Origin of the sequence: Nesterenkonia alba DSM 19423 (genome assembly GCF_000421745.1) — a bacterium.
GTDB classification, from domain to species: domain Bacteria; phylum Actinomycetota; class Actinomycetes; order Actinomycetales; family Micrococcaceae; genus Nesterenkonia; species Nesterenkonia alba.
The window spans coordinates 273,505-300,231 of sequence record NZ_ATXP01000001.1 but is presented as its reverse complement, the minus strand read 5'-3'; the positions used below and the strand labels follow the sequence as shown (position 1 = coordinate 300,231).

Below are 26,727 nucleotides of genomic sequence, written 5' to 3'. Positions count from 1 at the left end.
CTCTGGTAATGTATTGAGCCAACACACGCACCTGAGGAGCCATAGGGTTGACAGAGTCCAGGAGTACGCCTGAGTCTGCGGTCAGCGTCCGAAACGTTTACAAAGTATTCGGACGGCGGCCCCAGCATGTAGTGAAGAAACTCAAAGAGGGAGCATCCCGGGATGAGCTGAAATCCCAGGGTATGGCGGCAGTTATCGACGCTAGTTTCGAGGTCGCTCCCGGGGAGATTTTCGTGGTAATGGGGCTTTCTGGCTCCGGGAAATCCACGCTTATCCGCACCCTGAACGGTATTCAACCGCCCACTGAGGGTGCGGTCGAAATTTTCGGCCAGGACATCACCGCAATTAACCCTCGGCAGTTGCGGTCCATCCGGCGGGAGAAGATCTCCATGGTCTTCCAACACTTCGCCCTGTTGCCTCACCGCACGGTGGGCCAGAACGCCGCCTACGCCCTGGAAGTCCGCGGAATCAACCGTGCTGACCGGGAAGCCAAGGCCGAAGAGGCCCTGCAGCTGGTGGGGCTCGGCGGATACGCCGGGTACTACCCCCACGAGCTCTCCGGCGGGATGCGCCAGCGCGTCGGCCTGGCCCGAGCCTTAGCCGCCGAGACCGAACTGATGCTCATGGACGAGGCCTTCTCTGCCTTGGACCCGCTGATCCGTAAGGAGATGCAGGACCAGCTGCTGGAGCTACAACAAGAGCTGGGGAAGACGATCGTCTTCATCACCCACGATCTCAATGAGGCGATGCGCCTGGGCAACCGGATCGCGGTCATGCGTGACGGCCGGATTGTGCAGAACGGGACCACCGAGGAGATCCTCAACGATCCCGCCAATGACTACGTGGCCCAGTTCATCCAGGACGTGGACCGCACCCGGGTACTCACCGCACGGGACGTCAAGGAACCACCGGTGGCTCTGCTGGGGGCCGAACAGGGTCCGCGGGCCGCACATCGTCTCATGCGTGAGCACCAGACCAGCGCCCTGTGCGTGGTGGACCAGGCCAAGCGGCTCCAGGGTGTGGTCTATGAGACCGACGCCGCCGAAGGGGTCGCCACCGGCAAGGACACCTTGGAGGGGCTGATCCGGCCCATGCCGACCACAGCCCCGCAGACTGTGCTGGCCGAGCTCCTCACCGCAGCCGCCGAGCACGATGCCGGAGTGGCCGTGGTGGATAGTGACGGACGCCTGGAGGGCGTGATCCCCCGGGTGACCCTGCTCAGCGCCCTGGCCGACCCCTCCTCCGGAGATTTCCAGACGATCCCTGAGGAGGTGCAGGTATGAGCTCTGCAGCACTGCTCGCCACCGAGGAGACTGAAAGCACTGTCATTCCGCGGCTGGAAGTGGGCCAGTGGCTGGAAGACGGGTTCAACTGGTTCCAGGACACCTTCAGCCTGCTCATCGACTGGGCGGATGTGGTCTTCGAAACCTCCGCTGAAGGGCTGGCCGGGATCCTCGCCGCCCCGGACGCTTTAATTCTCACCCTGATCTTTGCAGTAATTGCCTGGCTACTACGGGACTGGAAACTCTCCCTGCTGACGATCCCGTTGATGCTGTTCATCGTCAGTGTGGACCTCTGGGAGGAGTCCCTGGAGACCTTGGCGATGGTGGCGGTCGCCGTCGTCGTCGCGCTCATCATCGCCATTCCACTGGGAATCCTGGCGGCGAAGAGTCATGCGGTCTCACGGGCGGTCCGGCCGGTGCTGGACCTGATGCAGACCATGCCGGCACTGGTGTGGTTAATCCCCACCCTGTTCATGTTTGGTCTGGGCATGCCCGCCGGGATCCTGGCCACCATTATTTTCGCGCTCCCCCCGGGTGTCCGGCTCACGGAGCTGGCCATCCGTCAGGTGGACTCCGAAGTGGTGGAGGCCGGCCATGCTTTCGGCTCCACCAGCACTCAGATCCTCTTCCGCATCCAGCTGCCCCTGGCGACCAAGACCATCATGGCCGGGGTGAACCAGGTCATCATGCTAGCCCTGTCGATGGCCGTGTTCGCCGGCTTCGTCGGCGGCGGCGGGCTCGGTGGGGTCGTGGTCGGAGCCATCAACCGGCTCGACCTGGCTCGGGGCCTGGAGGCCGGGCTCTGCGTGGTGATGCTCGCGGTGTTCTTGGACCGGGTCACCGCATCCCTGGGGTCGGCTGAGGGCAGCACTCTGGCGCGTCTGCGCCGGCGCCGCCGCTCAAGCAGCCAGCACCAGGAGCAGCAGAACGAGCAAGAGGCCGACCTCGAGGCGGCCGCCACCAAAACGGCCTGATGAGATTTACCTGCCCTAGGTGGCAGGTCTTGATGAGTACACCCCAAGTAGTGAAGGAAGGAACAGAGGAATCATGAGGACCACATCGAAATTCCTGAAGTCCGCCGCCATTTTCTCGATGCTCGGCCTGACCCTGGCCGCCTGCGCCGATGACAACGGTGACGAGCCCGACGACGACGCCGACGTCGAGGACACTGACACCGACGACACGGACACTGACGCCGAAGAGGACGACGACGCCGAGGCTGACGGTGATGGGGGCACCATCACCCTGGGTTACATCGAGGGTTGGACCGATGGCTCCTCGCTGACCTTCCTGTGGCAGCACATCCTGGAGGAGCAGGGTTACGACGTCGAAATCGAAGCCCTCGGCGACGCCGCTCCGGTGTACCAGGGCCTGGCCGACGGCGACATTGACGTCTACCCCTCCGCCTGGCTGCCAGCCACGCACGAGAGTTACATGGACCAGCACGGCGATGAGCTCGAAGACCTCGGTGCTTACTACGAAGGTGCCGTGTTGACCCTGGCGGTTCCGGAATACACCGACATCGACTCCATCCCAGAGCTGCTGGATGACCCGGCCGCTTTCGACAACCAGATCGTGGGCATCGAAGCCGGTGCCGGCCACATGGAGACCACTGAAGGCACGGTGATGCCCGAATACGGTCTGGATGCTGAGTTCGACCTGATCGAATCCTCCACCGCTGCGATGCTCTCCGAGCTGGACAACGCCATCAGCAACGAGGAAGACATCGTCGTCACCCTGTGGCGTCCCTTCTGGGCCTACGGCTCCTGGGACTTAAAGGACCTGGAGGACCCGGAAGGTCACTTCGGTGAGGAGGAAACTCTGAACCTGGTGGCAAACTCTGAGTTCTCCTCACAGTTCCCTGAGGTGGCTGAGTGGATGAGCAACTTCGAGCTCACCGATGACGAGTACGCCGAGCTCGAGGACCTGGTGGTCAACGAGTACGACGACGGCCCCGAGGGTGCTGTCGAGTGGGCCGAGAACAACCAGGACCTCATCGACGAACTCATCGGTGAGTGATCCCACCGTGATACAGGGAGGCTGAAGGCCTCACTGATCTCTTCAGCGGCGGCCGTCGTCCGGGTTTCCCGGGCGGCGGCCGTTGCCGTTGCCACTACCATCCACCGGAGCGTGGGCGGCGAGGAACTCGTAGACCTCCGTGGAGTCCACGCCGGGGAAGGCGCCCTGTGGCATAGCCGCCAATAAGTGCGTATTGGCCCGAGCCGCCGGCCAAGCGTAGCCCTCCCAACTGCGGGCCAGGTCCTGCGGGGGTTGGCGGCAACAGGTGGGGTCATCCGGGCAGCGGGACTGGGAGCGAGCGGTGGTGTCCCGGCCGCGGAACCACTTGGCGTGGTCAAACGGCACCCCGATGGATAGCGAGTACAGCCCTGAGGAGTGGGCCTCGGTGCGCGCGGTACACCAGTAGGTCCCGGCAGGGGTGTCGGTGTATTGGTTGAATGACCGGAATTTGTCCTCGACGTCGAAGACCTCCCGGGATGTCCACCGCCGGCAGACAGTCTGGCCTTCGATGGCCCCGGAATGGTCGGCGGGGAAACTGACGCCGTCGTTCTCATAGGCCTTGTGGATGATTCCGGATTCGTGGACCTTCTGGAAATGGCAGGTGATTCCCAGGTGCTCGGTGGCCAGGTTGGTGAACCGGTGGGCTGCCGATTCGTAGGAGACCGCGAAGGCGTCGCGGAGGTCCTCAATGGCCAGTTCCTTGGCGTGCTTCGCTGCGGTCAAGTATTCAACCGCGGTCCGTTCCGGCATCAACAGGGCCGCGGCGAAGTAGTTGGTGTACACCCGCTGCCGGAGAAATTCCGAGTAGTCGGCGGGTTCGGCGTGCCCGAGCACCTGGTGACCCAGCGCCTGCAGGAGCACACTACGGGCATCCCAGTCCCGGGAGCTGCCCTGGGTGAGGTAGACGATGCGGTGCTTGGCATCGGTGACCGAGCGGGTCTCATGCGGCAGTCGGGGCACAAAGCGGATCGTGTATCCGAGGTACTCGGCAATATCGGCAGCGATGTGGTGACTCAACGGACCGGCGTCGTGCCCGACTGCCTGCAGGATCGCGGCGGCTTCAGCTTCGATTTCCGGGTAGTAGTTGTTCTTTGCGCGCATCTCCTCGCGCAGCTCGGTGTTGGCCCGGCGAGCTTCCTCCGGTGTGGCGGCTTGTTCCTCCAACCGGGCTTTGAGCTGGCGCTGTAAGGCAACGATGGACTCAAGCACATCCATCGGCAGCCTGGATGAGACCCGTACCGGAGGGAGATTCAACGCCGCGTAGAGGGGTCCGCGCTGGGTCTTCTCCAGTTCGATCTCCAGTGCGGCACGGCGTGAAGGCGGTTCGGCTCCGAGCAGATCATCGGTGCTGACTCCCAGGGCGCTGGCGAGCTGGCGCAATTGGGAGAGCTTGGGTTCACGTTTGCCGTTCTCCAGCAGGGAGAGCTGACTGGGGACAGTATCCAGTTCGCCGGCGAGGTCTTCTAGGGTCTTACCGCGTTGCTTCCGCAGGTGTCTGACACGGCGACCCAGGGCGATGAGGTCGATGCCGGCGTCGTCGGGCTCTTCGACCACGCGCAACCGGGCGGGGCCGGAGTGCGGGTCATCACCTCCGGCCCAGGGCTGCCTGGGGGCACTCTCCGTTGAGCGCATATCAGGAACCATACCGTATGGCCTCCACGGGTGAGACAGGAGCAGGCGGCCGCCTCCTCGAGGGCCGAGTGAGGAGAGCGGCCGCCTGCAGTCTGAGTCAGCCCGCTGATGCGACCCGGCGGCGCGCCGAGGCCGAGGGGCGGCGCGGAACCGTCTCCACGGGCTCATCCCCTTCAGGGGCGCAGCTGAGCAGGTTGAGGGATCCGACGGCGGGCACGGGTTTTCCGTTGAGTTCGATTCCCGTGTGTTCTGCAGCGGGCATCGTGGCCTCCTAGTGGAACTGGCCCTCTTCGGTGGAGCCCTTCAGGGCCACCGTCGAGGACTCGGGGTTCAGGGTGGTGGAGATGGCGTCGAAGTAGCCGGTGCCGACTTCGCGCTGGTGGCGGGTGGAGGTGTAGCCATCCGCTTCGGCGGCGAATTCCTTCTCTTGCAGGGCCACGTAAGCGGTCATCTGCTCCTCGGAGTAGCCCTTGGCCAGCTCGAAGGCCGAGTAGTTCAGCGCGTGGAATCCGGCCAGGGTGATGAACTGGAAGGTGAAGCCCATCTGACCCAGTTCGTTCTGGAACTTGGCGATGGTCTCGTCGTCGAGGTGCTTCTTCCAGTTGAACGACGGCGAGCAGTTGTAGGCCAGCATCTGGTCCGGGTATTCGGCCTTAACGGCCTCGGCGAACTGTTTGGCCAGCTCGAGGTCCGGAGTGCCGGTCTCCATCCAGATCAGGTCGGAGTAGGGGGCGTAGGCCTTGGCCCGGGCGATACAGGGCTCCAGGCCGTTGCGCACCTTGTAGAACCCTTCAGCGGTACGCTCCCCGGTGATGAAGGGTTTGTCCCGCTCGTCGACATCGGAGGTGATGAGAGTGGCGGCTTCGGCGTCAGTTCGAGCAACGATGACGCTGGGCACATTGTGCACATCGGCGGCCAGCCGGGCAGCCTGCAGAGTGCGGATGTGCTGACTGGTGGGCACCAGCACCTTCCCGCCCAGGTGACCGCATTTCTTTTCACTGGCCAGCTGGTCTTCCCAGTGCACACCGGCTGCTCCGGCGTCAATCATCTGCTTCATCAACTCGTAGGCGTTCAGCGGTCCACCGAAACCGGCCTCTGCGTCGGCGACGATAGGCACCAGGTAGTCCTCCACCGTGCGCACACCTTCGAGGTACTCGATCTGATCCGCCCGCAGCAGCGCATTGTTGATCCGGCGCACGACGTTGGGCACCGAGTTCGCCGGGTAGAGGGACTGGTCCGGGTAAGTGTGTCCGGAGAGGTTGGCGTCACCGGCGACCTGCCAGCCGGAGAGGTAGATGGCGCGCAGACCGGCTTTGACGTACTGAACTGCCTGGTTTCCAGAGAGCGCCCCGAGGCTGTTGGTGTACTGACCGGCGGCGTGCTCCTCGGTCAACTGCTCCCAGAGCTTACGGGCGCCGCGGTCGGCCAGGGTGTAGGCCTCCTGGACCGTTCCCTGCAGTTTGACGACATCTTCAGCGGAGTAGTCGCGGGTGGTGGTCGCCCAGCGTGGGTCGGTGTCCCAGCTGCGCTGCAGCGCCTGGACCTTCTCCTCGAAAACGTCCCGGGGTTCGGGCTGGAAGCTGGTGCCGTCAGCGGCGGCGGAGTCGCGGGTTAGCGTCTCGGTCATCGTGAGTCTCCTTTGAATCGTCGACCGTGCCCGTGGCCGAACCTCGTTGTCCGGTGGGCGTATCTCCAGTCAACGGCCCGCGCAACCCTCTTCACCACCCGATTCGGGAAAAAATTCTGCAGTTCTTCGCGATCACGAAAAATCTTCGAATATCGTGATGCAACGCACACCCACTGTCCGGGTTGATCCCGTAGAAAGGACAGTGAGCCGTAGCACCCCGTGATGCAAAGGAGCGTCCACGATGACGATTACGACCGCACCAGAGACCGAAGAACTCACCGGAGCCGAGACCATCCTCACCGAGGAGGCGCTGCAGTTCGTTGAAGAGCTGCACCGCAGGTTCGCCCCGACCCGTAACCAGTTGCTCGAAGATCGCAAGACCGCCCAACAGCGGGCCGCCGAGACCGGGACCCTGGGATTCGATCCGGCGACCCGGCAGGTGCGGGAATCGGACTGGACGGTGGGGGAGCATCCGGCGTCGTTGGCGGATCGGCGCGTGGAGATCACCGGACCGGCGGCACCGGCAAAGATGGCCATCAACGCCTTGAACTCGGGGGCAAAAGTCTGGCTGGCCTGCTTAGAAGATGCCCTATCCCCCTCCTGGGCTAACCTCATCGAAGCCCAGTACAACCTCTACCGGGCTGCCCGGCGCACCTTGGAGTTCACCTCACCGGAGGGCAAGCAGTACACCCTGCGCGAGGACGTCGACCTCCCCACGGTCATTATGCGGCCACGGGGATGGCACCTGCCGGAGAAACACCTGCAGATCGACGGGGAGCCGGCCGTCGGCGCGCTGGTGGACTTCGGACTGCACTTCTTCCACAACGCCAGCGTGCTCCACGCTGCTGGTGAGGGCCCGTTCTACTACCTGCCCAAATTGGAGCACTACCGTGAGGCTCGGCTGTGGAACGAGATCTTCAGCTTCACCGAGGACCAGTTCGGGCTGCCGGCCGGCACGGTCAAAGCCACCGTGCTCATCGAGACGATTCCTGCGGCCTTCTACATGGACGAGATCCTCTACGAGCTGCGCGAGCACGCCTCTGGCCTCAACGCCGGGCGATGGGACTACCTGTTCAGCCTCATCAAGTACTTCCGCACCTCCGGGGAGAAGTTCGTGTTGCCCGACCGCGCCGCAGTGGGCATGACCCAACCGTTTATGCGCGCCTACACCGAGCTGTTGGTGGCGACCTGCCATAAGCGCGGAGCCTTCGCCATGGGTGGGATGGCAGCGTTCATCCCCAACCGGCGGGAACCCGAGGTCACCGCCCGGGCGATGGAGAAGGTCCGCGAGGACAAGGCCCGGGAGGCCTCTGATGGTTTCGACGGTTCCTGGGTTGCTCACCCGGACCTGGTGGATCTCTGCGCCGAGGAGTTCACCAAAGTGCTCGGGGAATCACCCAATCAGATCAGCCGACAGCGCCAGGACGTCAACGTCACCGCCGAGGACCTGCTCAACACCGGCGCCGCCGAAGGCGATGTCACCGCCAATGGTGTGCGCACCAACCTCTACGTGGCGATCTACTACACCGCAGTGTGGCTCTCCGGCAACGGTGCGGTGGCGATCCACAACCTCATGGAGGATGCTGCCACCGCCGAAATCTCCCGGTCCCAGGTGTGGCAGTGGATTCACAACGGCACCGTCACCGCTGATACGGGCCAGAAAGTGACCACCGAGCTGGTGGAGAAGCTGCTGGATGAGGAGACCGCCCGGCTGCAGGAGGAGATCAACGACGCCGAGACCTTCAGCCGGTACTTTGAACCGGCTGCTCAGATCGTTCGTCAGCTGGTGCTCTCCGAGCAGTACGAGGACTACCTGACTCTGCCGGCCTACCAGCGGCTGTGATCTGACGACGACGCCGGTGGCGAGGTCGGCAGGGGACCTTCAGCAAGGTGCCCAGCCACCTGGGCAGTTCTACGAGGTGTAGAAGTACACTGGAGGGTGACGCTGTGACCCCGAACCTTTCAGGAGTGCCATGACCGAGCAGGCCTACACCTCCAGCCCGATGCCCAAGCTGACCTTCGCCACCGGTGGCGTGCTCGTGGCCATTGGGCTCATTGCTACCGTGGTGACGTCGTTCGACTCGTGGACGTCATTGATCCCGGCCATCATCGGGGTCTTGTTGCTCATCAGCGGCGGTATTGCGCTGAAGAATCTCATGGTCGGTATCCACATTGCCCTGGCTCTTGCGGTCATCGGGGCCCTGGCGATGCTGCACCCCATCATCAGCGGGATCGCCGACTTCACTGCCCCGGCGGTCACCGCACTGATCTCCGTGGTGGTGCTGGTGATCTACGTGGCACTGGGGGTGCGCAGCTTCCTCGCCGCTCGGCGGTGGAAGAAGCAGAACGCTTGAGTCCTCACCTCGGTGGCCCGGCTGACCTGCGAAACTGACCGGAAGTTGAGGTTTTCCACCTGTGGAGAGCCGGCACTCGGTGACCCACTCCAGCGGTAGAGTCCGGTGCCGTGAAGGTGCCGAATCGATTCATCGTCTGGACCGCAGTGCTGGTTGTCGTGTGCGTAGCCGCCGCTGCGGCTAGCTGGTGGCAACAGCACCGGGCTCTGGCTGAGGGCGACTACCGCGATGGCCAGGTGGCCACGCTGGTGCGCGTCATCGATGGGGATACGATCGTCGTCGACGTCGATGGTGTCGAAGAGCGCGTCCGGCTGCTCAATATCGACACCCCCGAGTCTGTCCATCCCGACCAGCCGGTGGAGTGCCTGGGTCCGGAGTCCAGCCTGCGCCTGGAGCAACTCATTCAGCCCGGGGATCAGGTGAGCTTGGAGTTCGATCTCGACCAGCGGGACCACTACGGCCGGTTGCTGGCGGCAGTGCACCGTGAGGACCTGTTCATCAACGAGCAGATGGCTCGTGATGGATACGGCGCACCGATTTACTTCCCACCCAATGAGCGTTTCCTGCCGGAGATCATTCAGGCATGGGAAGAGGCTCAGACCGCCGGGGCCGGCGTCTTCGCTGAGGATCTGCCCTGTGACCCGGAGATCCCCGCCCTGCCCTGAGCAGCAGGGGCCCGCGTCCATGCCGGTGCCGGCAATACATTCCCGGATGTGCCGATCACCCAAGTTCCCTCACGGAATGGAAGTGCCCCACGCGCACCTGCCAGAGCCCGCCTACCCTTGCTACCTTCCGGTCCTGGGGGAGTTCAGCAGGATGACACCACGCGTGGGGCGAACTCCATGGTATCCGGCAACCCCACCGGAGAGCGAACTGCCTACTGATGTAAGCAGGTTGAGCGCCTATGATGGCGCCGATGACCACGCAACGTTCTGGGCTGGGATCCCCCGGTGCTGCCCAGCCCGAGGGGTCCCCCGGCGTGGGTGGACAACCAGGAAGTACCGCCCAGCCGCTGGCGAATCTGCGGGACTTGGGAGGCACCCGGGTCGATGGCGGGGTGCTGCGGACCCGCACGCTATGGCGCGGTGACGACCCCACCCTCTCCCCGGCCCAAGAGATCGCGGCCCTGGCCTCCCAGGGGCTGACCGCGGTATTGGATCTGCGGTCCACCGGAGAACGACGTGTTTCACCGCTGGCGGCTGCGCAGCGGCACCGGATCGCCCACCACCACTTACCGTTGGCGGAGGCTGCGGTGCATCCGCTGAACCTGGTGAACATTGCGCACACTATGCGCACACCGCGGGATGTGGGGCGCTGGTACGCCGAACTGGTACGTAGTCACCGTCACGAGGTTGTGGAGGCGCTGCGGCTGCTGACAGCCAGTGAGGGCGGTGTGCTTTTCCACTGTGCGGCGGGTAAAGACCGGACCGGAATCCTGGCTGCGGTGATTCTCAGCGTGCTCGGTGCCGAGCGGGAGGTCATCATTGCCGACTACGCGGCCACCCAGGAGAATACCGAGGCGATCTTCGCCCGGCTACGGCGAGCCGCCTATGCTCAGGCGAAGGATCACCCGGCCGACGAAGATGCCGCCCGGGCCGCGACGTTCTTCGCCTCAAACCATCCGCTGCTGTCTGCTGCGGCGGACAATATGGACTCCATGCTCCAGGAACTGGGTGGACAAGGTGGTGTGCTCGACCTCATTGCCACCGAGGACGATCCTGACGCCATCAGTGAGCAACTGCGGGGCAAACTCGTCGAGTAGTACCCCGTGGGCGCGGGGCAATCGGGGTAGAGACGATGAGTCGATGTGCGCGGGCCGGACCTTGTGAGCTACGATGGTCTCTGCTCTTGTCCGGGTTGAGTCCGTGCAAGCAGTACCAGGAGGATTCGCCTAGCGGCCTATGGCGCACGCTTGGAACGCGTGTTGGGTTCACGCCCTCGGGGGTTCAAATCCCCCATCCTCCGCCACATGTTCGACGTGAGAACCCTCGCCACGAGACACCCTGGCGGGGGTTCTCACGCAGAATGCCACGCCGCCGGGTGCCTACCTGTGCGGGAGTTTTCCCATATTCGGACACACCCCAGCTGTGGTTTGCCTGACGTTCACCTTTCTGTGGGTACCGTTATGCTTGAACGCTCCGACAGCGGCAATCGGTGCGCATCACGCTTCATGACACGGATGAGGAACGGACCCCTTCCATGGCCATCACTAACGAGGCACGTCTCACCCGACCTCCCACCCGCCTGCTCGCCAACCGGCTCCTCAAAGGTCTGGGTACCGCAGCGCTGACCGTTGGCCTCTTGGGGGTCACACCCTCGGCGATGGCGACGGAAGCCGATGAAACACCCACTGACGCACCCACAGCCACCCAGCAGTCCACCGAAGCCGCTGAAGAGCCCACCGAGGACACCGGGAGCGACGACGCCGAGGACACCGGCGATTCCACGCAGGATCCCCCGGCCGAAGAGCTCAGCATCCCGGAGATTCACACGCTGCTGGAAGATCATGAGGACACCGGCGACACTGCCGTGACCACCCGCGGAGTCGTCACCGCCGTCTACCCCGACGAGGAGAGCTTCGGCGGCTTCTACCTCCAGACCGAAGGCACCGGCGGGGACCTCTCGATCGATGAGCACACCACCTCTGAGGCGATCTTCGTCTACTCCCCATCCAGCGTAGAGGAGGACGACGCCGACGTCGTCATCGGTGACTATGTAGAACTCACCGGGGATGCCACCGTCTACGCGGCCAACGGCCAGCCCCAGATCAGCCTCTTCCCCGGATCGGAGGAGACCGAGCACCACGAGCTGAGCGTGCTCGATGACGATCACGAGCCCGTCACCCCAGCTCAGGTGACTTTCCCCGAAACACCTGAGGCCCGCGACTCGCTGCTGGGCATGCTGATCGAACCGCAGGGCAGCTACACCGTCACCGACCACTACACCCTGAACCAGTTCGGGGAGATCGGGCTGGTGCTCGGCGATGAGCCGCTGTACAACCCCACCAGCGTTGTCGAACCCGGCGAGCCCGCCCGTGCCCTGGCGGAGGAGAATCGTCAGCGGCTCTTCTACCTCGACGACGGGGCGACGACGAACTTCACCCAGTCACCGGGGAATCAGAGCCAGCTGCCCTACATCACCGCCGAAGATCCGGTGCGTGTGGGCGCCGAAGCTGAATTCCACCAACCGGTCATCGTCCACTACGACTTCGGCGAATACCGGTTGCAACCGGTCGCTCCCCTTCAGGGCCCCGAGGATGAACACACCCCGGCCAGCTTCGAGAACACGCGCCCGCCGCACCAGACACCGGCTGAGCGCACCGGGGATCTGCGTATCGCCGGATTCAACGTGCTGAACTACTTCGTCCACTTAGGCGAGGACGAACCCGGGTGCGAGTATTTCGCCGACCGGGATGGCAACCCGACCACCACTGACTGGTGTGATGTGCGCGGGGCTTACAGTCAGGAGTCGTTCGAACGGCAGCAGGCCAAGATCGTCGCCGCCATCAATGAGATGGACGCTGATGTGGTGGCCCTGCAGGAGATGGAGAACTCCGGGCATTTCCATCCCGAGGCTGACCGGGACTACGCCCATGCGCGGCTGGTGGAGGCGCTCAACGAGGATCTGGGTTACCAGGCGTGGGACTACGTGGCCGAGCCCGAGGATGTCCCTGCCTTGGAGGATGAGGACGTGATCCGCAACGGCTATATCTACAAGCCCGAGGCGGTGGAGGTCGTCGACTCCTGGATCCTCTTCGACGAAGGAGTCGAGGAGTTACCCACAGCGGCGTTCGAGGACCTCGACCGGGAGTTGGCCGATATCTACTCCAACGCCCGCGAGCCCTATGCGGTGGAGTTCCAGCCGGTCGAGGGCACCGAACAGGACCGGTTCATCGCGGTAGTCAACCACTTTAAGTCCAAGTCAGATGGGGAGATGGCCGACGTCGACCCGGCCGCTGACCCCAATGCAGACCAGAACGATGGACAGTCCGCCTGGAACGCCGACCGGATCGATCAGGCCCGCGGGGTCCAGGCCTTCGCCGAGGCGCTAGTGGAGCACACCGGCACGGAGAACGTCCACCTCATGGGGGACTTCAACTCCTACGAATTCGAAGACCCGCTGCAGGTGTTCTTCGAGCAGGGGTACACCAACCTCTCTGCGGAAACCGGGCAGCATTCGTACATGTTCGACGCCGAAGTCGGCTCTCTGGACCACCTCATCTCCTCCCCCAGTGCCGCGGAGACGGTCACCCACACGGAGATCTGGCAGATTAACGCGGTGGAGCCTATTGCTCTGGAGTACAGCCGGTACAACGGCAACGCCTCCGATCTCTTCCGTACAGATCAGTGGCGTTCCTCCGATCACGACCCCATCGTGGCTGACATCGTCCTCACCGGCGATCAAGACACCCAGACCCCTTCTCCTGAGTCGACGGAGACCGAGGACCCCGGCTCCCCCACATCGGATCCCTCCCCCACGCCGACGGGCGCCCCTGAAGACACCGAGGACCCCGCAGCTGGGGATCAACCTGAGGCCAGCGATGACCGACGGGACCTGGCACGCACTGGCGCCACTGTCGGCGTCGTCGCACTGGGTGCGTTTGTGCTGCTGGCCATGGGCGCGGCACTACTGCGGCTGACCCGCAGGGAGCTTGATCTCTTCGACTGAACGTGCCGCCGGCCGTTTGCCTAGATGTCACCTGATGTTTACCCGGACTTGCTCAGATGAACTGTGGCGTTCGCCGCGAGGGACTGCGGGACCGGGAGGGTGCGAGCTTCTGGTCCCGCAGCACCACCAGACCGTAACAAATGCAACATAGTTGTTCTCAGTCGCAAAGTTTGCTACTGTGAAGGCACTGCACGGGATTGCGATGGGAAGCACCCACAGCAGGCGGCGTTGTCACTGACGTCGAATGTCACTGCGGTATCTGAAACCCCTCAGTGCGGACAGAGGGAACGGGCAGGGCCCCGGAGTCGGACATTCCGGGGCCCTGCTGCTCTGCGGGCCTGTTCCCTGCCCAGGGCGCTCGCTTGACACCAGCTGAGGGCCCTACGCTTCAGCAGGTGGTCTGGGGAGCGGGAACAAGACCGCCGAGCAGGTATTCGTCCACCAGAGCGTTGATGCAGTCGTCACGGCCGTAGGCACCATGCCCTTCACCCTCGTAGACCACAGGCAGCCCGGTGAGCAGGTGAACCGCTAACCGCTGACCCCACCCCGGATGGGTGAGAGGGTCCCCCGTGGTGCGTAAGACCATCAGTGGCCCGGTGCCAGAGGCTTCAGTGGACCGCGGCATCGGCTCCGAGGCCTCTTCAGTCAGTGCCGCACACAGTCTCTCGCGGGCCAGGAACCAGGGGGCGAACACTTCCGAGGCCTCCCAGATCGCTTCGGGAAGCTCGGCTCGCTCCTGCTCCTCAGCCAGGGGCCGGTCCAGGCAATGCACACTCCACTGGTTCCGCAGCGCCGCAGCATCAGCCGGCACCGTGGCATCAGCCGACTCAGTGCCGAGCGCATCGGCTGTGAGGTCCACTAGTCCCGCTGCTCGAGCCTCGGCGGGGAGGTTCAGCGCAGCAGTGAGCTCTGCCCAGCGTTGCGGTTCCTGCAGGGCTGCGAGGATCCCGGCGATCGCGAGCGCTTCAGTATCCTCTTCTCCGGCGGTCGCCACAGCCTCTGCCACGAGGTCGAGCACCTGCTGGCTCTCCTCGGCGGGGCAGTCGGTCATCTCGGGGCACTGCTCGGCGAAGCTCTCGAGGGTCCGTTGGAACTCCGCGGCTTGGTCCACCGGAATCTCGGCGCCGCTTAACGATGGGTTGAGTCCGCCGTCGAAGACCATTCGCTGCACTGAGGTCGGGTACACATCGGCTGTCAGGGCCATCAGGTATGACCCCTCGGCCCGGCCGTAGTGGTGCAGTTGGAACTCCTCGAGCGCCTCACGCAGCACCTCGAGGTCGTCGGCTGCGGCATAGGCGTCGATGACAGCGGGTAGGTCCTCCTCCGCACAGGAGAGGGTCTCGGCCTCGTCTCCTTCCTCCGACTCCTCCCGGTGGGTCCGCGCCGCGGCGATGAGTTCCTCCGGGTCCAGCCTGTCCAGGCACTGCGGGACCGCTGCCTGGTCCGCTGCACTGTGAAAATCAACACCGTGAAAATCAATACCGTGAGAATCAGCACTGTCAGGGTCAGTACTGTCAGAGTCAGTACTGTCAGCTGCCGGGCTGCTGGGGTGGGCACTGAGGACTCCACGCCGCTGCAGGGCGACCAGGTCGTAGTGCTGAAGCACCTCCGGGCTGATGATCTGCTCAGCGCGAGCCACTGCCTGATGAGGTGATGACACTCCACTACCGAAGTGCACCACCAGCACTCCCCCGGGTGTTCCTGTTCCTGCCACGTCTTCTTCGCCCTGACCCTGACTACTGTCCCCTTCAGCGGCCCCATCAGCACTGCGGCGCACGACGTCGAGTTGCAGCCTGTCACCTTCGGGTTCGGTGTATCTGGCCGGCACCTGAAGCGCTGCGCACTCATAGTCCTCGCAGGCCTGCCAGTCCAGCTGCTGGTCGGCGTACTCTTCGAGCCCTCGGGCCGGGGCAGGCGGGTTCCCGCCTCGGACCTCCCGGCTGAGCACGTCATCGTCGGTGTCGGGTCGGTCGGAATCCTGCCGCTGATCATTATGGTGCGGGCTAGTGGGGTGCGTGTGCGTTGCCGACCCCGGTGCCGGCGTCGTCGGCTCCTGGGGTGAGGATCCGGTGCTGCAAGCGGTGACCAGCAGCAGGGCACCGATCAGGGCACTGCAGAGTATGCGGCGGGACGAAGGCATGGCCGGAACCGTAACCAGCCGAAGTGACCTGCAGGTGAACGCGCTCGTGAGCTCCCCGGGCACTCAGGCCTCCTTCACCGAGAGTTCACGCGGGGTTTACGACGTCGTGGATCCGTAGACACTTCCACCCGATGGGCTGGACCGGTCTGCCCAGCTGGACAGATAACTGACACATCACACAACAGCATGTCGTACTGATAGGACATTGAATACATGACCTTCTTGCGTTCCGCACGCTTAGGGCTGGCCGCTACTGTGGCCGGCACCTTCGCCGCAACCTCATTCGCTGCAGCCCCGGCCACCGCCGATGAGGCCTCCGCCGGACCGGAGAACATCATCGTGATGATCGCCGACGGAATGGGCTACAACCACGTCGACGCCGCCAGCCTGTTCCAGCACGGGCAGAGCAACTGGCAGGTCGACGTCGACCCGGAGACCGGGGAAATCGACTACCAGGACGGCTACGGGGAGACTCCCAGCCAGGTCTACGAGACCTACTCCGTGCAGCTAGGCATGTCCCACCACTCGCTCAACAGCCCGGTCTACGACGGGGAAGCCGCCTGGGGCGACTTCGACTGGGTGCGCGAGGACCCCACCGACTCGGCCGCCTCCGGCACCGCCCTGGCCACCGGTGAGAAGACCCTCAACGGGTACCTCGGCGTCGATGCCGACGGCAACCCGATCCAGAACGTCGCCCAGTTCGCCCAAGAGACCGGGCGCGCTGCCGGTGTAGTCTCCGATGTACCCTTCGGTCACGCCACTCCGGCTTCCTGGGGTGCGCATGTGGCCAGCCGTAGCGCCAATCACGAGATCGCCGAGCAGATGATCTACGGCGACCTCGATGTCATCATCGGTGCCGGCCACCCGCTCTACGACAACGACTCCCAGCCCCGGGAAGCCGACTGGGAGTGGATGACCGAGGAGCACTACGCCGACCTGCAGAACGGGGAGACCGGCTTTAGCTTCGCCGAAGACAATGCCGGGATCCTCGATGTTGCCTCGGGCGCGAACGTTCCCGAGCGGTTCTTCGGTCTGGCCCCAGTGGCCTCCACCCTGCAGTACAACCGCTCCAGCTTGGAAGAGACCGAACCGCGGCGCGATGCCGGGCGTGAGGACGGGGTTCCACTGGAGGAGGGCCAGTCTCCGCTGCCGTTCGAAGCGGAGCGCAACGACGTCGTCGACTTAGCGGATATGACCTCGGCAGCTTTGAACGTGCTGTCTCAGAACGAGAACGGCTTCTTCACCATGATCGAAGCCGGTGCGGTCGACTGGGCCGGTCACGCCAACTCCACTGCCGGCAACATCGAAGAGATGATCGCTTTCAACGAGGCCGTGGAGACCGTCCACACCTGGGTGGAGACCAACTCATCCTGGGATGAGACCCTGGTGATCGTTACCGCTGACCACGAGACCGGCTACCTGGAGGGTCCCGATGGCGACCCCGAGTGGACCACGATGACCGGCGAGCAGGGTCAGCTTCCGGTGGACGGCTGGTACTCCGGTGACCACACCCAGCACCTGGTGCCGCTGTTCGCCCACGGTGCCGGAGCCGAGCAGTTCCACTCCTACATCCAGGGTGAAGACCCGGTGCGTGGAGCCTACGTGGACAACACCAATGTCGCCCACATCGCCTTTGACCTGTGGGCCGATGACGCCGACCCGGACAACGGTGAGCCCGGTGAGACCGTTCCACCGGCTGAGGTGAGCGTCTCCCCCGATGAGGTCGCCCCCGGGGACACCGTCGAGGTGACCGGGAGTGGGTTTGCCGCCGACGAGCAGGTGCGCATCGAACTCAACCCGGAGCTCGGCACCACAGAGGCCGACGACGACGGCGAGATCGCCACCGAGGTCACCATTCCCGAGGATACCGAGGAAGGGCCACACGAGCTGACCGCCACCGGGGAAGACAGCGGAGCCACCGGTTCAGCCGAAATCACCGTGACCGCGGGCGAAGGGGATGGAACCACCTCACCCTCCCCGACTGAGGACGCCACCGAAACCGAGGAGCCCACCGAGTCCCCCTCACCCACCGGTGATGCGGAACCGACTGAGGACTCCACCGAGACCAGCTCCCCGCAGCCGACTGAACCCGCTGGGGGCGACGACACCAAACAGGGTCCCCGCCTGGCGGACACCGGTGCCACGATCGCTGGGGTGGCCATCGGCGCGCTGCTGCTGCTCAGCGCCGGGATCTTCCTGGTGATGCGCAACCGCCGGCGCCGCGCCGGAACCTCTGCCTGATGCACCTCAACGTGCTCACCGTCAGGTGAACGCACTGTGGGCCCGGGGTTCTCCCCGGGCCCACAGTCATCTCAGCGTCAGTGGTTACCGGTTCGCAGACACGGGGGAAACAGTAGCGTCCACCCGCTGGAAAGACTTCAGGTCCACGTAGCCGGTGGCGGCCATGGCGTGGCGCAGCCCGCCCATGAGGTTAGAGGTGCCGTCGGTGTGGTGGCCCGGTCCCCAGAGGACCTCCTCCAGCGGGGCAACAGTCCCCACTCGGGTGCGGTGTCCGCGGGGGAAGTCCGGGTGGACGGCTTCCAGACCCCAGTGCCAGCCGCGTCCCGGGGCTTCCTCCGCCCGCGCCAGGGTGGTGCCGAGCATCACCGCATCGGCTCCCATGGCTAGTGCTTTCACGATGTCCCCGCTGGCACCGAGCCCTCCATCAGCGATGACATGGACGTAGCGGCCGCCGGACTCGTCGAGGTAGTCCCGCCGGGCGGCTGCGATGTCACTGATCGCAGTGGCCATGGGAACACGAATTCCCAGGGCGCGGTGCGTCGTCGTCGCCGATCCCCCACCGAAACCGACCAGGACCCCTGCCGCCCCGGTGCGCATCAGGTGCAGCGCCGGTGTGTAACCGGCAGCCCCGCCGACGATGACCGGCACGTCGAGTTCGTAGATGAACTCCTTGAGGTTCAGCGGGTTCTGTTGGGTGGAGACGTGCTCCGCGGAGACGGTGGTGCCACGGATGACGAACATATCCACCCCGGCGTCGAGTACCGTCTGGTAGAACTCCTGAGTCCGCTGGGGGGTCAGCGAGCCGGAGACGACGACGCCGGCTTCCCGAATCTCCGCCAGTCGGGCGGTGATGAGCTCGGGTTTGATCGGCTCGGCGTAGAGCTGCTGCATCCGGCGGGTGTTCTGCGGGGAGATCTCCTGGGCCTGGAGTGCGGCGATCTCTTCGAAAACCGGCTCGGGTTCCTCATACCGAGTCCACAAGCCTTCGAGGTTGAGCACCCCCAGCCCGCCGAGCTTGCCCAAAGCGATGGCAGTGGCCGGTGACATCACCGAGTCCATGGGCGCGCCGATCACCGGCATGGAGAAGGTGTAGGCATCGATCTGCCAGTCGAGGGAGACATCCTGAGGTGACCGGGTCCGCCGGGAGGGGACCACGGAGACATCGTCCAGGGCCCAGGCGCGGCGGCCGTTCTTCGCCAGTCCGATAGGGATCTCTGTGCTCATATCGCTGGTCTACCTCGTCCTGTAGTTCGGGGCCTCGACGGTCATCATCACATCGTGGGGGTGGGATTCCTTCAGCCCCGCGGAGGTGATCCGCACGAACTGACCCTTGGCTTTGAGCTCGCCGATGGTGTGGGCTCCCACGTAGAACATCGTCTGGCGCAGCCCGCCGGTGAGCTGGTGCAGCACCGCCGAGAGCGGACCCCGGTAGGGCACCTGACCTTCGATGCCTTCGGGGATGAGTTTCTCGTCATCGGGCACATCGGCTTGGAAATACCGGTCTTTGGAGTAGGAGGTGTTCTTCCCACGGGTCTGCATGGCACCCAGAGAACCCATGCCACGGTAGGCCTTGAACTGTTTGCCGTTGTAGAAGACCAGGTCGCCGGGGGATTCGGCGGCTCCGGCCAGCAGGGAACCAAGCATCACGGAGTCGGCTCCGGCCACCAGAGCTTTGCCGATGTCACCGGGGTGTTGGAGTCCGCCGTCAGCGATGACAGGAACCCCTGCGGGACCGGCGGCCTTGGCGGATTCGTAGATCGCGGTGATCTGGGGGACCCCGACGCCGGCGACCACCCGGGTGGTGCAGATCGACCCTGGGCCCACTCCGACTTTGATGGCATCGGCACCGGCGTCCACCAGCGCCTGGGCACCAGCGCGCGTGGCGGCCTGTCCGCCGATGACATCAACCCCGGCAGCGCGCGGTTCGGCCTTGAGCTTGGCGATCATCTCCAGAACCCCGCGCGTGTGGCCGTTGGCGGTGTCGACCACCAGCACATCAACTCCGGCCTCAATGAGTGTCATGGCCCGTTCGAACCCTTCACCGAAGAACCCGACGGCGGCACCGACACGCAGCCGGCCCTCCGGGTCCTTGGTGGCTTGGGGGTACTTATCGGCCTTATCGAAGTCCTTGATGGTGATGAGCCCGGTGAGTTTTCCGGCGTCGTCGACCAGCGGCAGCTTCTCCACGCGGTGCTGGCTGAAGATGTTCAGCACCTCGGCATTGGAAATGCCTTCCTGTGCGGTGATGAGCGGCTGGGGGGTCATCTTCTCGTAGACCTTGGTGGTGAGGTATTCCTCCCGGGGCAGGAAACGGATATCCCGGTTGGTGATGATGCCCAGCAGGGTGCGGTCCTGGTCGACCACCGGCAACCCGGAGATTCGGTAGTGCCCGCAGATACGGTCAAGGTCTTCAATGGTGGCATCGGGGGTGATCGTCACCGGGTCGGTAATCATGCCGGACTCGGAGCGCTTGACCTTGTCGACGTGCCGGGCCTGGTCATCGATCGAAAGGTTGCGGTGGATGATGCCCAGTCCGCCCAGCCGGGCCAGAGCGATAGCCATCGGGGCCTCGGTGACGGTGTCCATCGCGGCCGAGACCACCGGGGCGCTCAGCCGAATGTTCCTGGTCACCTGGGTGGAGGTGTCGGCCTCCGAGGGGATGACGTCAGTCTCACCGGGCAGCAGCAGCACGTCGTCATAGGTCAGTCCGACCAGGGCGAAGGGGTCGGATCCCTCGGTGTGGAATTGGCTCACGGCGGTCCCTCTCAATCAAGCACGGTTTTGAGTACCCGGTCCGGGCGTGCGGGCACTCGGTCCACCAGTCTACGCGCCCGCAAGCACCCTTCGGCTCGCTCGCGGGCACCGGGAGGCCCGACAATATGACGCAATGTGAACAATGTTCAACTAAACCTGAAGATATCTGGCATAGTGGTGGGTCGAACATTCGTACCTGGCACCTGATCTGGTGTCTGCGTTTCACGAGAGGGTAAGAACGTGACTGAAGAAAACACCCCTGCAGAGAAGACCGAGCAGCCCAAGAGCTCCGGTACCGCCAAGACCGCTGTGGCCGTTATTGCCGCGGCTGCTCTGGCTGGCACCGCCGGCTTCCTGGTGGCTAACTCCACCGGAGGCGACGACGCCGGCACCACCACAGGCGGCGGGACCACCGCAGGTGAGGCCGCCAGCACCGTGGCCGAGGTCGACATCCCCGGTGAGAACCGCGGCTTCGACGATGTCCACACCGACGAACCGCTGGTCTCCACGGACTGGCTGGCCGAGCGTCTCGACGAGGGCGACCTCTACGAGCAGGGCATCGTGCTGCTGGATGTCTCCGAGGAGCTGGCCAGCTCCGAGCTGACCCCTTACTCCGAGGCCCACATCCCCCAGGCCCAGTACGTCAACTGGACCACCGAGTTCACCCAGCCCAATACCCGCGAGTTCATTGACCAGGATCAGTTCACCGAGCTGGCCCAGTCCCTGGGTATCAACGATGACACCACCGTGGTCATCTACGGCGATAACAACAACTGGTTCGCCGCCTACGCTGCCTGGGTCTTCAACCTCTACGGAGTCGAAGACGTCAAGCTGCTCGACGGTGGTCTGCACAAGTGGGAGGCTTACGACGGCCGCGAGCTGACCGAAGAGAAGCCCGACGTTGAACAGGGCAGCTTCGAGGCCAAGCCGCAGAACCACGACATCCGTGCCTTCCAACCTGAGGTGCTGGAAGTCGCTGAAGCCAATGCTGCCGCCGATGGGGAGAACGTTGGGGAGTACAACCTCGTCGACATCCGCTTCCAGGAGGAGTTCGACGGCGAGGTCGGCGCTGACCCCGACCTCTTCGAAGGGGAAGGTGCTGCCATCTGGGGCCACATCCCCGGGGCCATCAACGTTCCGTGGGGCGAAATCGTCGACAGTGAAACCGGTGAGTTCCTCTCCGAGGATGAGATCCGTGAGGTCTACGAAGACGCCGGCGTCGACTTCGATAAGGACATCATCGCCTACTGCCGGATCGGCGAGCGCGCCTCCCACACCTGGTACGCCCTGAGCCAGATCCTGGGTGAGGATGTCAAGGTCTACGACGGCTCCTGGTCCGAGTGGGGCAACACCGTCGGTGTTCCGGTGGCCAACAACACCGGTGAACGCGGCGGTATCTGGGGCGAGTAACGAGAACCGCTAATATTTCCAGCTAACGCGTCAGGAACCGGGTCCGCACCAGCGGGCCCGGTTCTACGCGTGTGGTGAAAGGAACCTGATGACTGTCGAAGTCAAAGCCGACCGGGAACTCGGCTGGACCAGAGCCGATACGGTCCGCACGTCCATCGCGGTGGCGGTGGCTGCTCTGCTACTGGGCACCGCTGGCTACCTCACCGCCACCGGCGGGGAAGGCCTCGGCGGGTCCAACGCGGGCCTGATGCTGCTGGTCGGCGCTGGCCTCGGCATTCTCTTTGAACGCGGGCGGTACTGCTTCTTCTGCATCTTCCGGGACATGTTTGAGAAGAAGAATTCCCGAGGCATGTACGCCATCCTCGTCTCCATTGCAGTGGGGATGATCGGCTACGCGGTCATCTTCTCCACCCGGGTCTCCGACCCCTCCTCCGGGAATCTGCCCTCCGATGCGCATATCGCCCCGGTCTCCATCGCTCTGGTCATCGCCGGGCTGGCGTTCGGGCTCGGCATGGTGATCTCCGGTGGCTGCATCGCCGGGCACCTCTACCGGTTACCCGAAGGGCACCTGCGCTCCATTCCCGCTCTGGCCGGAGTGGTCCTCGGTTTCGGAGCCGGTTTCCTCTCATGGGACTTCATGTACTCCAGTTTCATCCTGGGGGCACCTGTGCCCTGGCTGCCCGCCGGTGGCGGCTACACCCTGGCGATCCTCGTCCAACTCGGGGTGCTCATAGCCCTGGGCGTGTGGCTGCTGAAGTGGAACCCCCCAGTTCAAGGCCGCGGTGATCGCGTCGTCGACGCTACCGAGGTCCGCCGCCTGGTGTTCTTCAAACGCTGGCCAGCCCTGGCCACTGGCGCGGCCGTGGGGCTGCTGGCCGTCCTCGCCTACTACAAAGACCAGCCACTGGGTGTCACCCAGCAGATCTCATCGCTGACCCGCACGGGGATGACGGAGATGGGTTTGCTGCCGGGTTTTATGGCCGGGCTCGATGAACGCCTCGCCGGCTGTGTGGCCGTGGTGGTCAACACCATCACCAGCAACGGGTGGCTCATCATCGGCATCATGCTGGCGTCCTTTGCCGCAGCCCTGCCCGGTCGCCGGATTCGGCTTGAGAAGGTCACTACCTTCAACTCCGCCACGGCCCTGGTCGGCGGGATCCTGCTGGGCTGGGGCGCGATGATCGGGCTGGGCTGCACCATCGGGGTGATGCTCTCCGGCACGCAAGCCTTTGCGCTCTCCGGCTGGGTCTTCGGCCTCGCGGTGGTCGTCGCCTCTGGTATCGGCTTCCGGTACGGACTGCACCGCAAAGCTGCTCCCGGGGTGTTCCCAGCCCGCTGAGCTGTCACCCTCCTGGCCGGGCCCCACATCCGCTGCCCGATGCCGCGGCTTATATCCCGCTGAGCCCAAAGGTGCTCAGCACCAGGGGAAAGGCGAGGAAAGCGACGGCGTCGAGCAAAAAATGAGCCACCACCAGCGGCATGACCCGCCCGTACCGGTAGTAGAACCACCCGAAGATCAGACCCATGATGAGGTTTCCCACCCCGGGCCCGAAGCCCTGATAGAGGTGATAGGTGCCCCGGAGGAGCGCTGAGGCCCCGATGACCAGCCAGACCGGCCATCCGGGCCACCAGCGGCCACGGCACCCCTGTCGGAAACCGGCGTCAACCTGTGGCCAGATGCGCCGGGCCCGATCACACAGATAAGCCACCATGATGACTTCCTCGAGCAGGGAGTGGTGCACCGCCCCCGCGAGCAAAGCGACCGGGGTCCACCAGTACTGGGTGACATCGGCCGGAACAATCTGCGCTGTCACCCCCAGGCTGCGCCCGACCGAGTAGACCACCAACGTGCCGGCTCCGATCAGCGTAAAGAGTCCCACTCCGAAGAGTGCATCCGCACCGGGTCGGCGTAGGTCGAGTCCCCAGTGCCGCAACGGATTCACACCGTGGAGGAAGAGCAAGTAGAGCACCAGCGCCACGGGCATTAAGCCGAAGACCACGTCGAGGAACTGATAGGCGGCGTCGAAGATTTCATGACGGGAGCGGGACCGCTGCACCGTGGCGATCTGGTCCGTCAGGGGAGCAACCTGCAGCCGCTCGGCCAACTGCAGCACCGCGTAGACCGCGGACCGCCCCAGGGACAGGGCCAAAATGATCCCCACTTCCCAGGCGTAAAACCTCCGTGGGGGCTGTATGCCGATCTCCGGCGTCGTACGCATACCCCTCATTATGCGTTTTTACTCACCCTGTGTACGTTTCATCGGGCGATCACCGGATGAGGTATCCACCACCGCATGGACACACCGCGGGGGAAACAGCGGTGGCCCGGTTCCGCGGACGCATTGCCGCAGAACCGGGCCACCGGTTAGGAAAGGGTCAGACGATCAGTCCTCGTCCTCGTCGTCCTTCTTCTCGACCACCAGGGTCTCGGTGGTGAGCACCAGCGCAGCGATGGAGGCGGCGTTCTGCAGAGCAGAACGGGTCACCTTCACCGGGTCGATGACGCCATCGGCGATGAGGTCGCCGTACTCGCCGGTCTTGGCGTTGAAGCCGTGGTTGGGCTCGAGTTCGGCCACCTTGGAGGCCACCACGAACCCGTCAGCACCGGCGTTGGCAGCGATCCACCGCAGCGGCTGGATGAGAGCGCGGCGGACGATGCCCACAGCAGCGGCAGCATCGCCGTCAAGAGCCTTGACCTCCTCATCCTCATCGAGCACGGACAGGGCGTTGATGAGCGCGGTACCACCACCGGCCACGATGCCCTCTTCCAGGGCAGCGCGGGTGGAGGAAACGGCGTCCTCGATGCGGTGCTTGCGCTCTTTGAGCTCCACCTCGGTGGCTGCACCGACCTTGATAACGCCGACGCCGCCAGCCAGCTTGGCCAGCCGCTCCTGCAGCTTCTCCCGGTCCCACTCAGAGTCCGAGGCGTCGGCCTGAGACTTGATGAGCGCGGCACGAGCCTCGACGTCCTCCTTGGAACCGGCACCATCGACGATGGTGGTCTCGTCCTTGGTGACGGTCACTCGACGGGCAGTACCGAGGTCCTCGAGCCCGACCTGGTCCAGCTTCAGACCCAGATCCTCGGTGATGACCGTACCGCCGGTGAGCACGGCGATGTCCTCGAGCATTGCCTTGCGGCGATCGCCGAAGCCCGGGGCCTTCACGGCCACGGCCTGCAGAGTTCCGCGCAGCTTGTTCACCACCAGGGTGGACAGAGCCTCGCCCTCGACGTCCTCAGCGATGATGAACAGCGGCTTCTTGGACTGCAGCACCTTCTCCAGCACCGGCAGGAACTCCTGCATATTGGAGATCTTGCCCTGGTGGATGAGGATGTACGGGTTCTCCAGCACCGCTTCCTGGCGCTCTGCGTCGGTGACGAAGTGCGGGGAGAGGAAGCCCTTGTCGAACTGCATCCCCTCGGTGATGTCCAGTTCGGTCTGGGTGGTGGAACCTTCTTCAATGGTGATGACACCATCGGTTCCCACAGCCTGGAAGGCCCGGGCGATCAGCTCACCGACCTCGTCGTTCTGCGCGGAGATGGCCGCCACGTTGGCGGTCTGCTGACCTTCAACCTCCCGGGCGTTCTCCCGCAGCCGGCGGGTCACCGCGTCTACGGCGACCTCGATACCGCGCTTGATCTCACCGGGAGCCGCACCGGCGGCCACATTGCGCAGCCCTTCGGCCACCAGAGCCTGGGCGAGCACAGTGGCGGTAGTGGTGCCGTCACCGGCGACGTCGTTGGTCTTGGTGGCGACTTCCTTGGCCAGCTGGGCACCGAGGTTTTCGTAAGGGTCGGTGACCTCGATGTCCCGGGCGATGGTCACACCATCGTTGGTGATGGTCGGGGCGCCCCAGGACTTGTCGAGCACGACGTTGCGGCCCTTGGGGCCCAGGGTGACTTTGACCGTGTCGGCGAGCTTGTCGATACCGGCCTGCAGTGCTTTGCGGGCAGCATCGCTGTAGAGCAGCTCTTTTGCCATAGGTTCTTACTCCTTATGTCCGTCTGTGGAGTCGAGCGGAAAGTGGATTACTTCTCGACCTTGGCGAGGACGTCGCGGGCGTTGAGCACCAGGTACTCTTCGCCGCCGACCTTGACCTCGGTGCCGCCGAACTTGGAGTAGATCACGACATCGCCTTCAGCGACGTCGACGGGGATGCGCTCCCCTTTGTCGTCGAACTTGCCGGGGCCCACTGCCACGACTTCACCCTCCTGGGGCTTCTCTTTGGCGGTGTCCGGGATGACCAGGCCGGAAGCGGTGGTCTGCTCGGCCTCCAGGGGGCGGACAACAATACGATCCTCGAGGGGCTTGATGGAGACTGACACGTCAGCTCTCTCCTTTGCTCAGTGAAACTGCTTCTGGACTGTTGCTCGCCTTAGGAGTGACCAACCGTCGTCGCGGGAGCCGGATGGTGCCCCGTCAGGCTTGTGTTCCCCGCTGAGTTGACGGCTCGAGCGGGTTAGCACACGGTGACGTTGAGTGCTAACACAAACTATATGCACCGCTTAGCACTCAATCAAGCAGAGTGCTAAGTCCAGTGGCTCAGACTCACCATCGCGCGAAACATGACCATCACGCCGAGGCGAAGGTCACCGCCTCC

The 26,727-nt window shown here is 64.3% G+C and carries 20 protein-coding genes, 1 tRNA gene and 1 other RNA gene; 12 read left to right on the top strand and 10 right to left on the bottom strand.

All coding sequences use genetic code 11. From position 1 onward, the window contains the following. Positions 1–131 precede the first annotated feature (131 nt). The 3 genes from H578_RS12450 to H578_RS12440 all read left to right on the top strand — a co-directional run bounded on the left by H578_RS12450 (position 132) and on the right by H578_RS12440 (position 3,302). Positions 132–1,283, top strand: coding sequence for a quaternary amine ABC transporter ATP-binding protein (locus tag H578_RS12450; protein WP_245554867.1), 1,152 nt, complete (start codon positions 132–134; stop codon positions 1,281–1,283). Next, the gene (locus H578_RS12445) at positions 1,280–2,257 is read left to right on the top strand and encodes an ABC transporter permease (RefSeq protein ID WP_022871920.1); all 978 of its coding nucleotides are present in this window, start codon (positions 1,280–1,282) and stop codon (positions 2,255–2,257) included. Before H578_RS12450 ends, H578_RS12445 begins: the two co-directional genes overlap by 4 nt. Before the next feature lie 73 nt (positions 2,258–2,330). Continuing rightward, the gene (locus H578_RS12440) at positions 2,331–3,302 is read left to right on the top strand and encodes a glycine betaine ABC transporter substrate-binding protein (RefSeq protein WP_022871919.1); all 972 of its coding nucleotides are present in this window, start codon (positions 2,331–2,333) and stop codon (positions 3,300–3,302) included. A gap of 42 nt (positions 3,303–3,344) precedes the next feature. On the opposite strand, the gene H578_RS12435 is transcribed toward H578_RS12440, so the two are convergent. The 3 genes from H578_RS12435 to aceA all read right to left on the bottom strand — a co-directional run bounded on the left by H578_RS12435 (position 3,345) and on the right by aceA (position 6,561). Then, complete coding sequence (locus H578_RS12435) at positions 3,345–4,934, bottom strand: helix-turn-helix transcriptional regulator (RefSeq protein ID WP_084709791.1); 1,590 nt, start codon at positions 4,932–4,934, stop codon at positions 3,345–3,347. Positions 4,935–5,031: 97 nt separating this feature from the next. Then, positions 5,032–5,196, bottom strand: coding sequence for a hypothetical protein (locus H578_RS16100; RefSeq protein ID WP_022871917.1), 165 nt, complete (start codon positions 5,194–5,196; stop codon positions 5,032–5,034). A gap of 9 nt (positions 5,197–5,205) precedes the next feature. Next, positions 5,206–6,561 carry an isocitrate lyase gene (gene aceA / locus H578_RS0101340; protein ID WP_022871916.1) on the bottom strand — a complete coding sequence of 452 codons (1,356 nt, stop codon included), beginning with the start codon at positions 6,559–6,561 and terminating at the stop codon, positions 5,206–5,208. Positions 6,562–6,802: 241 nt separating this feature from the next. On the opposite strand from aceA, the gene aceB reads away from it, so the two are divergent. The 3 genes from aceB (at position 6,803) to H578_RS12430 (ending at position 9,580) form a co-directional block, all read left to right on the top strand. After that, entirely contained in the window at positions 6,803–8,404 is a 1,602-nt protein-coding gene (gene aceB, locus H578_RS0101335) for a malate synthase A (RefSeq protein ID WP_022871915.1), read from the top strand. A gap of 130 nt (positions 8,405–8,534) precedes the next feature. Beyond that, complete coding sequence (locus tag H578_RS0101330) at positions 8,535–8,915, top strand: hypothetical protein (protein WP_022871914.1); 381 nt, start codon at positions 8,535–8,537, stop codon at positions 8,913–8,915. A 110-nt stretch (positions 8,916–9,025) separates the two neighbouring features. Beyond that, positions 9,026–9,580, top strand: a complete 555-nt coding sequence (locus tag H578_RS12430; RefSeq protein ID WP_022871913.1) for a thermonuclease family protein — start codon at positions 9,026–9,028, stop codon at positions 9,578–9,580. Between the two features lie 78 nt (positions 9,581–9,658). Here H578_RS12430 and ffs read toward each other — a convergent pair. Continuing rightward, an RNA gene (ffs, locus tag H578_RS15815) (signal recognition particle sRNA small type) lies at positions 9,659–9,753 on the bottom strand. A gap of 78 nt (positions 9,754–9,831) precedes the next feature. Here ffs and H578_RS12425 point away from each other — a divergent pair. From H578_RS12425 to H578_RS12420, 3 genes are all read left to right on the top strand, one after another. Then, positions 9,832–10,677: a tyrosine-protein phosphatase gene (locus H578_RS12425; protein ID WP_169558484.1), complete on the top strand. Its 846-nt coding sequence runs from the start codon at positions 9,832–9,834 to the stop codon at positions 10,675–10,677. 118 nt (positions 10,678–10,795) lie between these two features. Then, a tRNA-Ser gene (locus H578_RS0101315) sits at positions 10,796–10,883 on the top strand. Between the two features lie 231 nt (positions 10,884–11,114). After that, positions 11,115–13,583 (top strand): ExeM/NucH family extracellular endonuclease, encoded by a 2,469-nt coding sequence (locus H578_RS12420; RefSeq protein ID WP_022871911.1) that lies wholly within the window; start codon positions 11,115–11,117, stop codon positions 13,581–13,583. A gap of 388 nt (positions 13,584–13,971) precedes the next feature. Here H578_RS12420 and H578_RS0101305 read toward each other — a convergent pair whose 3' ends face one another. Then, the gene (locus tag H578_RS0101305; RefSeq protein WP_084709778.1) at positions 13,972–15,723 is read right to left on the bottom strand and encodes an alpha/beta fold hydrolase; all 1,752 of its coding nucleotides are present in this window, start codon (positions 15,721–15,723) and stop codon (positions 13,972–13,974) included. Between the two features lie 213 nt (positions 15,724–15,936). Between H578_RS0101305 and H578_RS12415 the strand changes: the two genes are divergently transcribed. Next, positions 15,937–17,964 (top strand): alkaline phosphatase, encoded by a 2,028-nt coding sequence (locus H578_RS12415; protein ID WP_022871908.1) that lies wholly within the window; start codon positions 15,937–15,939, stop codon positions 17,962–17,964. A gap of 84 nt (positions 17,965–18,048) precedes the next feature. On the opposite strand, the gene H578_RS0101290 is transcribed toward H578_RS12415, so the two are convergent. Further along, positions 18,049–19,188 carry a GuaB3 family IMP dehydrogenase-related protein gene (locus H578_RS0101290; RefSeq protein WP_022871907.1) on the bottom strand — a complete coding sequence of 380 codons (1,140 nt, stop codon included), beginning with the start codon at positions 19,186–19,188 and terminating at the stop codon, positions 18,049–18,051. 9 nt (positions 19,189–19,197) lie between these two features. Continuing rightward, entirely contained in the window at positions 19,198–20,718 is a 1,521-nt protein-coding gene (guaB, locus tag H578_RS0101285) for an IMP dehydrogenase (RefSeq protein WP_022871906.1), read from the bottom strand. A 240-nt stretch (positions 20,719–20,958) separates the two neighbouring features. Here guaB and H578_RS0101280 point away from each other — a divergent pair, with 240 nt between their 5' ends. Next, complete coding sequence (locus H578_RS0101280; RefSeq protein WP_022871905.1) at positions 20,959–22,128, top strand: sulfurtransferase; 1,170 nt, start codon at positions 20,959–20,961, stop codon at positions 22,126–22,128. A gap of 88 nt (positions 22,129–22,216) precedes the next feature. Continuing rightward, positions 22,217–23,467: a YeeE/YedE family protein gene (locus H578_RS12410; RefSeq protein ID WP_022871904.1), complete on the top strand. Its 1,251-nt coding sequence runs from the start codon at positions 22,217–22,219 to the stop codon at positions 23,465–23,467. Positions 23,468–23,516: 49 nt separating this feature from the next. Here the strand turns inward: H578_RS12410 and H578_RS0101270 are convergent, their stop codons facing one another. The 3 genes from H578_RS0101270 to groES all read right to left on the bottom strand — a co-directional run bounded on the left by H578_RS0101270 (position 23,517) and on the right by groES (position 26,452). Further along, the gene (locus H578_RS0101270; protein ID WP_022871903.1) at positions 23,517–24,347 is read right to left on the bottom strand and encodes a CPBP family intramembrane glutamic endopeptidase; all 831 of its coding nucleotides are present in this window, start codon (positions 24,345–24,347) and stop codon (positions 23,517–23,519) included. Between the two features lie 165 nt (positions 24,348–24,512). Next, positions 24,513–26,108, bottom strand: coding sequence for a chaperonin GroEL (gene groL, locus H578_RS0101265; RefSeq protein WP_022871902.1), 1,596 nt, complete (start codon positions 26,106–26,108; stop codon positions 24,513–24,515). Positions 26,109–26,155: 47 nt separating this feature from the next. Further along, on the bottom strand, positions 26,156–26,452 hold the full coding sequence (groES, locus tag H578_RS0101260) for a co-chaperone GroES (RefSeq protein ID WP_022871901.1): 297 nt from the start codon (positions 26,450–26,452) through the stop codon (positions 26,156–26,158). Between the last annotated feature and the right edge of the window lie 275 nt (positions 26,453–26,727).

Excerpts from the sequence above, each read along its gene's own strand:
- H578_RS12445 (WP_022871920.1), top strand. The coding sequence starts at position 1,280 with ATGAGCTCTGCAGCACTGCTCGCCACCGAGGAGACTGAAAGCACTGTC.
- H578_RS12440 (WP_022871919.1), top strand. The coding sequence starts at position 2,331 with ATGAGGACCACATCGAAATTCCTGAAGTCCGCCGCCATTTTCTCGATG.
- H578_RS12435 (WP_084709791.1), bottom strand. The coding sequence starts at position 4,934 with ATGCGCTCAACGGAGAGTGCCCCCAGGCAGCCCTGGGCCGGAGGTGAT.
- H578_RS16100 (WP_022871917.1), bottom strand. The coding sequence starts at position 5,196 with ATGCCCGCTGCAGAACACACGGGAATCGAACTCAACGGAAAACCCGTG.
- aceA (WP_022871916.1), bottom strand. The coding sequence starts at position 6,561 with ATGACCGAGACGCTAACCCGCGACTCCGCCGCCGCTGACGGCACCAGC.
- aceB (WP_022871915.1), top strand. The coding sequence starts at position 6,803 with ATGACGATTACGACCGCACCAGAGACCGAAGAACTCACCGGAGCCGAG.
- H578_RS0101330 (WP_022871914.1), top strand. The coding sequence starts at position 8,535 with ATGACCGAGCAGGCCTACACCTCCAGCCCGATGCCCAAGCTGACCTTC.
- H578_RS12425 (WP_169558484.1), top strand. The coding sequence starts at position 9,832 with ATGACCACGCAACGTTCTGGGCTGGGATCCCCCGGTGCTGCCCAGCCC.
- H578_RS12420 (WP_022871911.1), top strand. The coding sequence starts at position 11,115 with ATGGCCATCACTAACGAGGCACGTCTCACCCGACCTCCCACCCGCCTG.
- H578_RS0101305 (WP_084709778.1), bottom strand. The coding sequence starts at position 15,723 with ATGCCTTCGTCCCGCCGCATACTCTGCAGTGCCCTGATCGGTGCCCTG.
- H578_RS12415 (WP_022871908.1), top strand. The coding sequence starts at position 15,937 with ATGACCTTCTTGCGTTCCGCACGCTTAGGGCTGGCCGCTACTGTGGCC.
- H578_RS0101290 (WP_022871907.1), bottom strand. The coding sequence starts at position 19,188 with ATGAGCACAGAGATCCCTATCGGACTGGCGAAGAACGGCCGCCGCGCC.
- H578_RS12410 (WP_022871904.1), top strand. The coding sequence starts at position 22,217 with ATGACTGTCGAAGTCAAAGCCGACCGGGAACTCGGCTGGACCAGAGCC.
- H578_RS0101270 (WP_022871903.1), bottom strand. The coding sequence starts at position 24,347 with ATGCGTACGACGCCGGAGATCGGCATACAGCCCCCACGGAGGTTTTAC.
- groL (WP_022871902.1), bottom strand. The coding sequence starts at position 26,108 with ATGGCAAAAGAGCTGCTCTACAGCGATGCTGCCCGCAAAGCACTGCAG.